4 protein-coding genes are annotated in these 13400 nt (G+C 53.7%); all 4 read left to right on the top strand.

Annotated features, from left to right (window positions below):
* The first annotated feature begins 231 nt into the window (after window positions 1-231).
* Genes ACNRUY_RS00215 through ACNRUY_RS00200 form a run of 4 tightly spaced genes read left to right on the top strand, consistent with a single transcriptional unit; the run spans window position 232 to window position 13335 of the window.
* Window positions 232-6225 carry a hypothetical protein gene (locus ACNRUY_RS00215; RefSeq protein ID WP_488109617.1) on the top strand — a complete coding sequence of 1998 codons (5994 nt, stop codon included), beginning with the start codon at window positions 232-234 and terminating at the stop codon, window positions 6223-6225.
* A complete protein-coding gene (locus ACNRUY_RS00210; RefSeq protein WP_488109616.1) occupies window positions 6222-6797 on the top strand; it encodes an OmpA family protein in 576 nt (191 codons plus the stop codon). The genes ACNRUY_RS00215 and ACNRUY_RS00210 overlap by 4 nt, the downstream gene beginning before the upstream one ends.
* Window positions 6794-9406 carry a hypothetical protein gene (locus ACNRUY_RS00205; protein ID WP_488109615.1) on the top strand — a complete coding sequence of 871 codons (2613 nt, stop codon included), beginning with the start codon at window positions 6794-6796 and terminating at the stop codon, window positions 9404-9406. The genes ACNRUY_RS00210 and ACNRUY_RS00205 overlap by 4 nt, the downstream gene beginning before the upstream one ends.
* Entirely contained in the window at window positions 9403-13335 is a 3933-nt protein-coding gene (locus tag ACNRUY_RS00200; RefSeq protein WP_488109614.1) for a choice-of-anchor L domain-containing protein, read from the top strand. The genes ACNRUY_RS00205 and ACNRUY_RS00200 overlap by 4 nt, the downstream gene beginning before the upstream one ends.
* Window positions 13336-13400: the final 65 nt, after the last annotated feature.

The raw sequence follows: 13400 nt of genomic DNA, 5'->3' as shown, positions 1-13400 counted from the left end.
CAGCACATGTCACTCATGTGCAGAGGGCAACAGAAGCCTTTGTGCAGGAAGAAAACGGTAGAAAGAACTGCACAACAAACAGTCAACGCATCGGGTAACCCGTTTATCGATAGCAAATCAAGTTGTATGAAAAACGCCTTCACTTTTTTTAGCCAGACAGCTTTTAACCAAGCTGCCTTTAGCCGGGTCTCAGGAGCACTGTGTAAAGCGCTTTTCAGCCTGTGGCTGGCGATGTTAGCGGCCGGTGTTCAGGCGATTACACCGGCGGGAACTCTGATCATGGCCCAGGCCACCGCCACGTTTTTTGACACGACCAATGGCGAGACATTAAGCACCCTCTCTAATCAGTCCTGGGTGACAGTAGCTCCCGTAGCCGCCCTGAGGCTGGTGGAAAGTCAGAGCCAGACCGCGTCCCCCGGAGAATCGGTGTTTTTCGTTCATAAACTCAGAAACCTTGGAAACACACCGGATCGATTTTCACTCAAGGTGGCTGCCCCTAAAAAACAGCAGGCAAGTAGTAGCAAACCGCTCTCAGCAATCCTGAACAACCTCAATGTCTATGAGTACAGAAATGCTCTGCCCGCTCCCAGTGAATCTCCTCTGAAAGAAACCCGGTTATTGCAACCCGGCGAAACCGTTGAGCTGGTGGTAATGGGCACAGTCCCCGTCAATGCCCTTGGGGGGGACGTCTTTGACCAGGCCCTGACAGCCACTTCCTTTCTGGATAATGCAACCACCGTGGAAAACCAGGACAAGGTCACCACAACGACAACTGCCGTTCGGTTGACCAAAACCGTGAATAAGAAAGAAGCCAGCGCCGCAGATGAGCTTCGGTACTCCATTCAGGCTCAGAACAATGGCGATACCCGGCTTGTGGAAAAAACCATGATGGTTGGGGGCCAAAGTGTTTCAGGAGTTCTACTGGAGGATAAAATCCCGGTCAACACGGTGTTCAACAGCAAGGTGGCCCCGACGGTAGCCCCCATTCAGTCTACCCTGATCCTCCATCGACTGTCCGGAGACTGGATCGAATACAACCAGTGGAATAAAACCGACACCATCACCCGGATTGGCCTGCTGATTCCTTCACAAGACCTGGTCCCGGGCCAGGCAGGCAAACTGGACTTTTCAGTAAAGCTGGAAACCAGAGTTCAGGAAGGCACGGTCATCGTCAATGTGGCCGAACTGTTTGATGGAAAGAACCATAACAACAGCTCTGGGGCCCTGACTTCCAGTAACCCTGTTAGAACTCAGGTCAAGAAAGGGCCATTTCAGCCAAGTACAAAAAAGGTTCAGCTGACGTTCCGCGAACCAGTCAACCTCAAGCAGGCCCCGTCGTTTACCGCCCCGTTCGTAGCAGCCGGTTATTATTACCTGGGTTCCGACTCCAACAGACCCCAGAACGATGTGTATCTACAACTGGAAGGGGGTAACTTCCGGACATCCACAGAGCAAGCGGATACGGTAGATATTGCTGTTTTCTCAAAGACTGGCAGCCATTTAAAGGTGCGCTTGCAGGAAACCGGGGTCAACACAGGGGTCTTTCGCAGCCAGTCTCCCCTCAGGCTGACCGAAACGGCAAACGGCAGCTCACAACTCTGTCTTTCAGACAATAGCACTCCCGACTACAGCCGACCTGGAAGCAGCTGTTTTCTACAATCGAAAATCGATGACACCCTCACGGCGACTGTCGTTGACCCAGTAACTCTGAAAAGCTACAGCACCACCGCAGGTGTCAGCCCCCAGGGCACTATTTTCAATTCTGATAACCCTGGCAACAGCCTGGAAGGCGCCACGGTTAACTTTATGGATGTCCAGGGCAACCCAGCCAGAGACGCCGTATCCGGTCGGGTCATCTACAGTCAGATTACCGGATCCGATGGCCAGTTTGGCTATCCCCGGCTGAAACCCGGGCGATATTTCATCAAGGTCACTCCCCCGGAGCACTTTACTTTTCCTTCTCATGTCCAGCCCGAAAAGCTCCCAGGACGACGGGTTTCCGACGCTTCCTATGGGCAGAGAGGAAAACCCCTTGCCAACCGGCAGCCCGCTCTTCAGGGAGGACTGAATGTGCGGGGCTCATTTGCCATTAATCAGGGGCAACCCATCGACTCTTTCGATGTTCCGGTAGACCCCGCCGCCAATGAAGTAAGCGGCCTGGTTATGGAAAAAGAGGCCAGGCAAAAAGAAGTAGCCCCAGGAGAGTTGGTAGCCTATGAAATCACCCTGGAAAACAAAACGGGTGTTGATCTCTATAACCTTCAGGTGACCGACACACTGCCATTCGGTTTTAAGTACATGAGCGGCAGCACTCGGATCGACGGAAAACAGACAGCAGATCCCCAGAGCACTTCTGGTCGTCAGTTGACGTTTAAAATACAAACCAGTCCAGCCTTGGCCCAGGGCAGCAAGCTTTCCATTACCTATGCCCTGAAAGCCGGAGCAGGGTCAATTGACAGTGACGGTATTAATCGGGCCAGTGCCTCTGCCAGAAAAGACATATCAGGGCAGCCCGTCACCTCAAACGAAGCCAAAGCCCAAGTTATGATAAAAATGGATGGCGTGCTGTCAGACCGGGCCATTCTGTTTGGCAAAGTCTATGTGGACAGTAATTGCAACAACCTGCAAAACCCAGGTGAATGGCCTATTGGCGGCGTTCGGCTGTATATGGAAGATGGCACCTGGGTGACCACAGATGAAAATGGTCAGTACAGCCTGATGGGCCTCAAGCCAGGCAATCATGTGATCAAAGTAGACCCGGTTACCCTGCCAGACGGTCTGGTGCTTAAACCTCTTGATAATCGTAATGCTGCAGACGGCGGCAGTCGGTTTGCAGATCTGGCTCCCGGTGAAATGCATCGGGCGGACTTTGCCGCTATGTGCCCAGCCAACAACTACGAAAAGATCTTTGCCCAGATCAAAGCCCGAAACGAAAGCATTACCGGCGAATGGCTTCTGGACGATGCGGCCCAGTATAACCGCTCCAGGCCCACGGAAAAGGCCGATAATACTGGCGACCTGTCCCATGGTGTTATCCGCGCTCCCCAAGAAAATAGAGGGGAAAACCGCGAGGAAAAAGACGTACGAGAAGCCGCCAGCAGCACAGGTAACCAACATAAGCATGCTGCGCCAGACAGCATGGAAAGCGGTTCTGCTCAAGCGATGCCTCAGGCATCAGAGGCCGTTAAAACCATCACCCGGGACCAGGGTATGAAAGGCACCTGGCTCTGGCCCGAAAACCATCAGGCTGACGGCCGTTTTATGGCGGTTGTACGGGCAGGCATTCAGCCTGTGTTGTATGTAAACGGTAAGACTGTTGATCAGGACCGCCTGGGTGAACAGCTGCTCAATAGCCGGGAGCAATCCCAACTGCTGGCCTGGTACGGTGTCGCTCTGGAAGACGGCGACAATAAGGTAGAGATCAAGGCCACCGACTTTTTTGGTAATGAGCGGGTTCTTGCAGAAGGCGTATTCAGCCAGTCCGGTTCTGCACAGCAGATTGATATCAAGCCGGAAGCAGAGACCTTACCGGCCGATGAAGGCCGCAGCCTTCTGCCGGTCACCATAAAACTGCTGGATAAAAATGGCCTGCCTGCCCGGGGCGTATACTTTGTCACGCTGGAAACCACGGCGGGGCGCTGGCAGGAAGCGGATATTCAGGATCAGGAACCCGGCCACCAAATCCGTATTGACCAGGGAGAGCTGACCGTTCACCTGCGATCGGGAAGCACCTCTGGCCCGGTTACTCTCAGGGCATCCACCGGTGATCTGAAAGCCGATACTGAAATTACCCAGATTGCGGCACCACGCCCCCTGGTGGCGGCCGGTATTGTGGAGCTCAATGGCAGCCATGGTCAGGTCAGTGGTCCGATCGCAAGCCTGGGCAGTATCACCGATGGCACCCACACCGATAAACGTGCCGCGATGTTTATCAAAGGTGAAGTCGCCAAAGACACTCAGCTGACACTTTCCTATGACAGTCAGAAAGATGAAGACACTGAACTGTTCCGGGACGTAGATCCCGATGATTACTATCCCATTACCGGTGATGCCAGCCAGAAGGGTTATGAAGCCCAGAGCCGCAGCAAGCTGTACGCCAAAGTGGAAAAAGACCGCAGCAGCCTGATGTGGGGAGACTACCAGACCGACAGCAATGGCTCTGAAAACAACCTGGCCAGAATCCAGAGAAACCTGACCGGTGTCAATGGTATCTATGACAACGGCAAAACCAGGGTGCAGGGTTTTGCGGCGCGTCCGGAAGACAACCACCGCAGTGAAATCATCAAGCCCAATGGTACCGCTATGAACTATCGACTTCAGGGAGCGCCTGTCGTACGTCATAGCGAAACCGTTGTGCTTGAAATCCGGGATCGTGATAATCCCGGACTGATCCTTCAGTCTCAAACACTCAATCGCGGCTCGGACTACGTTCTGGACGAGTTCAGTGGCTACCTCAAATTCAGGGACCCGGTTCACAGCCAGGACAGCCATGGCAACCCCCAGCAGATTCGTGTCAATTATGATGTTGAGGGCAATGGTGAAGCCTATACCGTGGCAGGAGTGCGGGCAGAGCAGAGTATTACTGACAATGTAAAAGTCGGTGCCAGCTATACCCGGGATGAACATAAAACCGAAGGCAGCGATATCAGCGGAACCTGGGTGGAATACAAGCCTTCTGATAACACTTCCATTGCCGTTTCAGGGGCGCATATGAACGGCAAACAGCCTGCCGCGTCAGGCTCCACCCAGACCTCTCAGGACCCAGTGGATAAAAACGGTAACGCGGTGCGTATTAAAGCAAAGCATCGCTGGAAGCCTGGCTCAGAGACAGAAGCAACCTGGGCCCGTGCCGACAAGTACTTCACCAACAGTGCCGGAGGTGTTTCTGCTGGGCGGGAAGAGACACGCCTGACCCACAAGCAGACTCTGAGCGGCTCTCTGGATGCCCGGGCCGAAGCAGAAATGAGCCGGTCCCTGGATGACAGCAGCTCCCAGGGTGACAGCGCCGGTGTGTATCTGGATAAAAAGGTGGGAGACGGCTGGAAGCTGACCGCAGGCAGTCGTTATATCCGTCAACGGAGTAGCAATGACCAGTCCAGCTATGTTACTGGCCAGGCCGGTGTTGAAAAACGGTTCAAGCTGCTGAAGAAAGATGCCACCCTCAAGGCGGAGTATGAACAGGCTCTCAGCAACGACCGCTGGCGTGCAGCCCTGGAAAGTGAGTGGAAGGTACACGACAAGGTATCCATTTATGGCCGCTTTGAGCGGGACGACAATCTCAGCCCGGTAGCCAGTGACGCCGACCGTAACCAGTTTTCCCTGGGTCTGAAAAGTGAATGGCTCCCCAATACCAAAAGCTACTCTGAATACCGGATGCGCGGAGCCACCGATGGGCGCAGCCTGGAATGGGTCAATGGCACCGAAACCCGCTGGGAAGTAGCCAAAGGGTTGTCCATTACTCCAAGCATTGAGTGGATCAATACCGTCAGCGGCAACAACGACAATGATGGCCTGGCGCTTTCTGTCGGGCTTCAGGACAAACGCCAGAAAAACCAGCGGGCGACTGGCCGGATTGAATACCGTAATGGCAAGACTCAGAACTATTACGGTCTTGATGGCGCTGTTGCCCGTCGCCTGAATCTTGACTGGAGTGCCCTGCTGCGGGAATCGTTCAGGCTTGAACTCCCTGAAGGTAAAAGTAAGACCCTGAAGCACGCCCTGACCTTTGGGCTGGCCCGCCGCCCAAAACTGGATAACCGTCAGCATGGCCTCTATTTATATCAGTGGAAAGAAGACCGTGGTCAGAATCCAGCGGACAACCGCAGCGTTCACCTGATTTCCACTCACCAGAACCGCCTGATGCGCCCCGGCCTGGTCTGGTCCGGAAGGTTGGGCAGCAAGTGGGTCAGCACTGCACTTGACGATTATCAATACGGCAGCATCACCTCAGTAGCGGACAGTCGTCTGACCTGGGACCTGAACCGCCGCTGGGACCTGGATATCCGGGGTGGACTGCTGATGGTGGATGGCACCGACAGTCTGCAATGGTCCGCAGGGCTGGGTCTGCACTACCTGGTGGTGCGCAACCTCAGGGTCGGGCTGTACTACAACTTTGCCGGGTTTACCGACAAAGATCTTGACAGCGAAAAAGCCAATGCCGAGGGCATTCACCTCAGCATGCAGTTCAAGTTTGATGAATCCCTTTTTGACTGGTTTAAATCATGAACCGTTTGTTATTACTCAGCCCTCTGCTTCTGATTACAGCTATTCTCACAGGGTGTGTCAGCACAGAAGAGCTGTACGCACGCTATGACAACGCCCTGTGCCCTGTGGTCATCCCCCAACAGCATTCCTGGCACTGGGCAGTCCTGTTTCCATACAACCGCAGTGAGATCACTGGGGATCAGCTGACCAAACTGCAGGACAACCTTGAACTTCTCAAGGAACACCCTCAATACCGGGTGGCACTCAGGGGATTTTCAGACAGTGTCGCCTCCCAGCGCTATAACCTGCCACTGTCACAGAAACGGGCTGAAGCGGTTGCCCGGTGGCTGATCAGCCAGGGCCTTTCCCATGATCGAATTGATCTGGCATGGGCCGGCAAAACCTTGCCTTTGACCCCTCCGGGTAACGGTAAGGATGAACCCGTTAATCGAAGGGTAGAGATGTTGTTGCTGGATGGCAACGGAAAGCCCGTTCCTGTGGCGCTCAACCAGCTGTCAGAGCTCATCAGCCCTCTTTCAACGAATACCGCTCCAGCGACAGATACAGCTCCAGCCATGGAGTCCATCCGATGAGTCCACTTCACCTGCAGGCTTCCTCTTCAAAGGTAAGAGAAGCAAGATTCCTGCTTTTTCTGCTGGCTTATCTGACTCTTCTTTCATCCTGCCTGTTACCCACAGGAGTCATGGCAGCAACACCACCAGGCACGTTAATCAGAAGCCAGGCTCAAGCCTGGTTTCTGGACGAAAACGACAATCGTCTTGAGGTTCGCTCCAACGAAGTAGAAACCCTGATTCAGGAGGTGACCGGTGTTCGGCTGGACAGCAGCCAGAGTCAATGGGGGGTGGCCGGGCAGAAAATCACTCTGCCCCACCAGTTGACGAATACCGGGAATATTGGTGTGGATTACCGGCTTTCCCTTTCCAGCCGGTCCGGCCTCACTGGCAAGCTGTATCTGGATAACCATCATACCGGCCAGCCTGAATCTCAAAACCGGGTATCCGGCCCTGTTTATCTGGCACCGGGGGAAAGTGTCAGCCTGTTGCTGGAAGTAACGGTTCCTTCTGCATATGAAGCCACTATCCAGTTGACGGCTACCGTTGACAGAGCCGAATGCCAGAATAATACCACTGCCGTCCAACAGACAGAGCAGGGGCGTTGCCAGGCAGTGAATACGGATACCGTCAAACGCAGTAACGGCGTTGTCTATCAGACCCAAAAAAGTATGGACAGAAGTTCTGCCAGGGTGGGTGAGCTGGTTCGGGTCTCACTGAATTTCAAGCGCACTGATAGCACCCGTAATCTCAGCCTGTTATCACTGAAGGACAAACTTCCAGAGGGTCTTGAATATGTCCAGGGTTCAGCAGAACTCTGCGACAGCCAGGGCAATAACTGCCAGTTCCGCAACCCCGAAGACTATGACCCTCAGCTTGACAGGCCCCTGACCTTCTTCCTGTCCGGCAATCCTGGGCATCAGGGCATCATTCGCTTTATAACCCAGGTCACAGGTGGTGCGGGAACAACAATATTCAACTCTGCAGACTATGAGTTCTGCCAGAAATCCAGCTCAGGCTGGGATCACTGTGTTAAGCAGAAAACCAATCAGGTGCCCCTGAAAATAACCGGAGCCGGAGTGACCCTGAACGGCAGCCAGTATCAAAGCAGAAAAGACCTTGGGGATCCGGTCATTGTGGATACCGCGCCTTCAGGAGGCACGGTTCAGTTTATCAGCTATGCCTGGAATACAGGGACCCAGCCTGCCAACTATCACATTTCCCCCATCCACCAGGGCAATACCTTTCCTGCAGGCAGCCTCTACTGCCTGAGCAAGGATGATCAGTGCCAGAGTTTCACGGGGCAACCCTCTCTGGTCACCCAGACACTCCAGCCCGGTGAGCATCAGGCTGTTCACCTGCACGTGCAGTTACCCAAGGGCTTTCGCCCGGATGCCAGCCATAAAAATGGCTATGCCCTTGAACTGGTAGCCATTGATCTTTCCAACTCCAAAATTCAGGACAACGTTCAGAACTGGCTGCTGGCCATCATTGATCAGTCCGCAGGCGTTGACCTGACACTTGGGCAGACACTGAAAGAGAATGCGTCGGCACCCGGTCATGGAAGCGGGCCCGAAGCGTCACCACTGACCACCAAAACAGTGCAACCAGGTAACACTGTCATTTTTGACAACCTCTATGTGAATAACACCGGCTCAGTTCCAGACAGCTATAACCTGTCCCTTGAACCAACCCAGGGTAGCCAGCTTCCCAAGGGTATTTCCTGGCAGTTTCTTAATTCAGGAAACACCCCTGTCCCCAACAGCGGCATCATAAAACCGGATCAGAGCAGCGCTTTTAAGCTGGTCGTCCAGGTGCCCGCACAGGCGGTACCAGGCACCTGGTCACTGGTGGTAAAAGCCGTTTCACCTGTACGACTGGCCCAGGATAAACTTCATCTGGCCATGACCATCCCCTCACAAAGCACCCTGGTGCTGGAACCTGACGGCAGGAGCCAGGTCACACCCGGCAGCTTTGTTACCTTTGCCCACCGGTTAACCAACACCAGTAACAGCAGCATCGACAATATTCGGCTGCAGTTAACCGATACAATGGCCTCCAGCGGCTGGCAGTCTCTGGTATACAGCGATGATGATGGAGATGGCAACTTGTCGGCCACGGATCAGAGAGTTAAGGCCCCCATCTCACTGAAGTCCGGTGAAACCCGCGTTCTGCTGGTTAAGGTATTTGCTCCAGGCAATGCCCCTCAGGGGAGTGAAAACCAGACTACCTTGAAAGCCCTTTGGGATACAGGCCGATCCACATCAGTAACGGACATCACAACCGTCAACAGCTCACAGGTGAAGATCACCAAGGAGCAGGCACCCTGGGACTGCAGCAACTCTTATCCCACCCGTTTTTCAACCACACCGTTCCCAGCCCTTCCTGGAACCTGTGTCGTCTACCGGTTAACGGCGACTAATCATGGCAACGAGCAGGCCCATAATGTTGTCATCCATGATGCCGCTCCCAACTTTACCGTTTTTTACAGTGCATCCGGTCTGCCCATAACCACGGGCAAGCAACCTGGAGATATTACAACTGCAGGTCAGGCAATTACCGCTACTTGGCATCAGGGATTGGCACCCGGTGAATCGGTGTCTCTGCTTTTTGGAATCCGTATTCAATGACCTCTCTGAGCATGCATTCAATTAAGCCCATCATACGGCTGTTATCAGCACAGAAGCGAGTCACTGTATTGATGCTACTGGCTTTTTTTGCCACCACAGCCCAGGCTCAGATCAGCATTACCGAGCTGAAAAGCGACAGTGCTATCCGGCAGGCTGTTAACGATACCCTGCAGGGGCCAGGTGTTACCATTTCCAATGTCCGGATCGTCAAAAGAGCCAGTAAAAGGCAAGTTGGCACGTTTCGCAATGGCACTGAAAACCGGTCGCCAAACATCGGTATTGCCCAGGGGCTGGTCATCAGCACCGGGGAAGTAAAATCCCTGGCAAAAAGCAAAAAAGACCCATATGGAAAATCGTTCAGTAAAAGCCGGTACCGGGATTCAGACCTGGACACTCTTCTCCATGGGGTACGGCAATACGACCCGGTGGTGATCACCTTTAATATCACCCCTCAAGCCAACAATATCAGCATCGACTTTGTATTTGGCTCCGATGAATACGAACATTATGTGGACAGTGACTATGTCGATGCCTATGGCTTTTTTATCAGCGGTCCGGGAATCACAGGCTCATTCAATAATAACGCCATCAATGCCGCTGAATTACCCAGCGGCGATCCAGTTTCCACGAATTATGTCAATCGCAACCGAAACAGTGATTATTACATCCGTAATCCGGACGTGAGATTTGATGACGACTGGCGGTCAGGCAGTGAAAGAGGCAATCATGTAGCCCTCAATGGCTGGACCAAGGTGGTCACCAGCACCCTGCCGGTCAGGGCGGGGGAAACCTACCAGGTTAAAATCATCCTGGCGGATGGGGCCGATAGCCGCTATGACTCCAGCGTATTTATTGGCCGCTTCAAAAGTCTGCGCCAGTTCAGTGGCCACTTGTTTGACCACCTTACCGGACCGGTTGACGATACCAAACTGGCCAAAGGTGATCCCGCCTATCAGTACTATACCAATACCAGGGTTCAGCTGTTTGACGCCAGTGGCCGCAAAGTCCAGGAGACACGCACCGGCCCAAGGGGAGAGTATCTATTTTCAGTCTACGACAATGGTCGCTACCAGGTCGCCGTGGATGCTTCCAGCCTGTCCACCCGGGCATACCTGCCGGAACAAACCTGGAGCAGTATTGGTGGACTGTGCGCTGATGGCAACAATGGAACCCTCATCCTATCCAATAGCGGTTACTGCTTTGGTGGCAAAAATGGAGGAATCAGTGTCCAGGTAGCCAGTAGTGGGCTGCCCGGAGCACAGCACTTGATAGAAATCCCGGCTGATCAGCAGGACCACCCCAACCTGAATGTTGGCTTCAGTTTCGATGCTGTGACCCACACGGGTAACCAGGGTCAGGGTAGTCTGAGAAACTTTATCGACAGTGCCAATAACGGGCTTGGCTCCGGAAAAATGCTGTTTGTTCCGGCTATTCCCCAAAACAGCCAACAGGGCTGGAAGATTGAACTACAGAGTGAACTGTCATACCTCTACCGCACCGGACTGACCCTGGATGGCCTGGCATGGAGCCTGACCCAGCCGGAGCGGCCCGCTCTGTCACCAACAGCAGTAAAGAGCGGCATCACCGCTGGCACACAGCAGACAACACTCCCGGACTTTCTGGCACCGAACCTGGAAATCCAGGGACCTTTTGGTCATTCAACCCCTCTTTTGTCCTTGAATGCCAGAGACATCGCCATCTCCAATCTGGCGTTAACCGCTTCCGATAACCGAAGCCAGGTTCGTGCCATTACCGTTTCAGCAAATTGCACCGGCTGCATCATCCGCAATAACTTTATCGGCATACCCCCTTCGGGTGCCCTTAACCAGAACCAGACACTGTTTGCAGGTATCGAAACCGCATCAGGCAGTGACGTTACAATTGACCATAACTGGGTGATGGGTACCCGCCAGGCCGGTATCAACTTCCGAGGCTCAGGATCCATAAGAAACAACCTTTTACTGGACAATGCGTCCTTCTCATCCAGCAGCGATGCAGTGTCTCTGGAGGGGAGTATAGGTGACAGAAGCCGCTCAATAGCCATTTCAGACAATCATATAAGCGGTGCCAGTGGGATGGCTCTGGAAGGGTGGAGGTTACTCTATCCTGAAAAACTGACCATTACCGGGAATACCCTGGCAAGGGCCGGAGGACAGCACCGAATCGACAGCAAAGGAGTGTCCACCAGCGGGGAAGGAGCCGGATTGCGTCTTATGGGACTGGAATACAGTGGGAATAAAATTCAGGTCTCTGGCAACCTGTTTGATCATAATAACGGCCCGGGAGCCGTGATTGCCCACCTTGACAGAAATAATCCTTCTAAAGGCAACAAACTCACCCGGAACCAGTTCAGGGGCAACACCGGCATCCCCATCGACCTGGTAGTGCAAACCCGGCACTCCTCCGGTGATGGAGAAAACGCAAACACCGGTAACTACGTTTTCTCAGGAGCAAGAAGCAACTGGGGGATCGACCGCCCCATCATCAGTCGGGTGACCCGGGATGAACAGCAGGGGAAACTGGTGATTGAGGGATTCGCCATGCCCGGTGTGACTCTGCAGTTTTACCGTCAGCGAGGCAATGAATACCTTTACCAGCTTGAGCTGAAAGAAGGTGGGCCCGAGGATCAGGCCACAGATAAAGGAACCTATGTAGATCCAGTCAGCCGTAGAACCATTACCCAGAACCGGTTTCTCTTTGAGCTTCCACTGTCGTCCTTTTCAAGCTCAGATAAGATTGCAGCTATTGCCATTGACTATGAGGGCAATACTTCGGAATTCAGTCAGCCGGTCAGTACCAGTCCCGCAGGAAAAATCCATGTCACTCTATGGCAGGACCTGAATCGGAGCCAGACGCCTCAACCCAATGAACCCCGCCTCGGCAACATTAAAGTGCGCCTGTCCAGGCTGGACAAGCAATCTGGCCAACCTGTCACGGTCAAGGTTCAGGAAACAGACGACCAGGGAAATATCCAGTTTTCCAGCCTGTCCCCTGCCACTTACCAGCTGGAAGTCTTACCCGGACAGCCCGCCCTTAAGAACCTGGTTCTGGGTGACACCATGCAAAATCCGCTTCCCCTGCAGCTGAACAGTGGCGAAGAACGTGCCGCCCTGTTTGGTTACATAGAAGGGGCCCCCCTGTTCTCACTGACCCCGGAGCATCACCAGCACTCTGCGCCGGGCCTGTTTGTGACTCTGCCTCACACTCTGCTCAGCTCTGCCAACGGCCTGGTCGAGGTCAATACCCGCTGGCTTTCGTCGAATAGTACTGCACTGAAAACAGTAAGCTGGTCCGTAAGCCTGAAGCAGATCGCCTGTGATGGCTCATCAATGAAGTCATCCGGAACCCGTGGTTCAGATTCAGCGACACCGGTGTCTTTTCCTCTGCCGATCACCGGGGAACAATCGATCTGCCTACAGGCCGGTTTTTTCATTCCCGCAGGCACACCGGAAGGAACAACTGTTTCCCTGGAAGTAACTGCCCAATTCACTCCAGACAAGGCCACCAATGAAACCCTGAAAAAACCGGTAGTGGCCAAAGTGATCGACCAGATTACCGTCACAAGCCAGGCTTCCGGCCGGCTGGTACTGAGCAAATGGGTGGAAAACATCAGCCAGAGTGGCGCTCGAACAACGTCCAATAAGGGCAGCCCGGGGGATGTTCTCCGGTACACCATTGCGTTTACCAATGCCGGCACTGGCCCCATTCAATCCCTGCATATCAGTGACCAGACTCCGCCATTTACGGCGCTATCCACAAAGGCGTTATGTCCAGTGAACCTCCCGGAATCTCTGGGAAGCTGCTCGGTTCTGACACTGGGATCACAAAACAACCAGACCGGTTACCAAGGCAAGATGACCTGGGAATTTACCGGTGTTCTGGCCCCTGGTGAACGGGGAGAAGTGAGTTACCAGGTCAGAATTGAATGACGCTACCCAATCGATCCCTGGCAGCCGGTCGGACTTACGACAGGCTGCTAGAGCAAACATAAAAG

It is taken from the genome of Endozoicomonas sp. Z74, from assembly GCF_057680865.1.
The sequence above is the reverse complement of the archived record's forward strand: the minus strand, read 5'-3'. Positions and strand labels throughout refer to the sequence as shown.

Coding starts and splice junctions, on each gene's coding strand:
- ACNRUY_RS00215 (WP_488109617.1), top strand. CDS start 232: ATGTTAGCGGCCGGTGTTCAGGCGATTACACCGGCGGGAACTCTGATC.
- ACNRUY_RS00210 (WP_488109616.1), top strand. CDS start 6,222: ATGAACCGTTTGTTATTACTCAGCCCTCTGCTTCTGATTACAGCTATT.
- ACNRUY_RS00205 (WP_488109615.1), top strand. CDS start 6,794: ATGAGTCCACTTCACCTGCAGGCTTCCTCTTCAAAGGTAAGAGAAGCA.
- ACNRUY_RS00200 (WP_488109614.1), top strand. CDS start 9,403: ATGACCTCTCTGAGCATGCATTCAATTAAGCCCATCATACGGCTGTTA.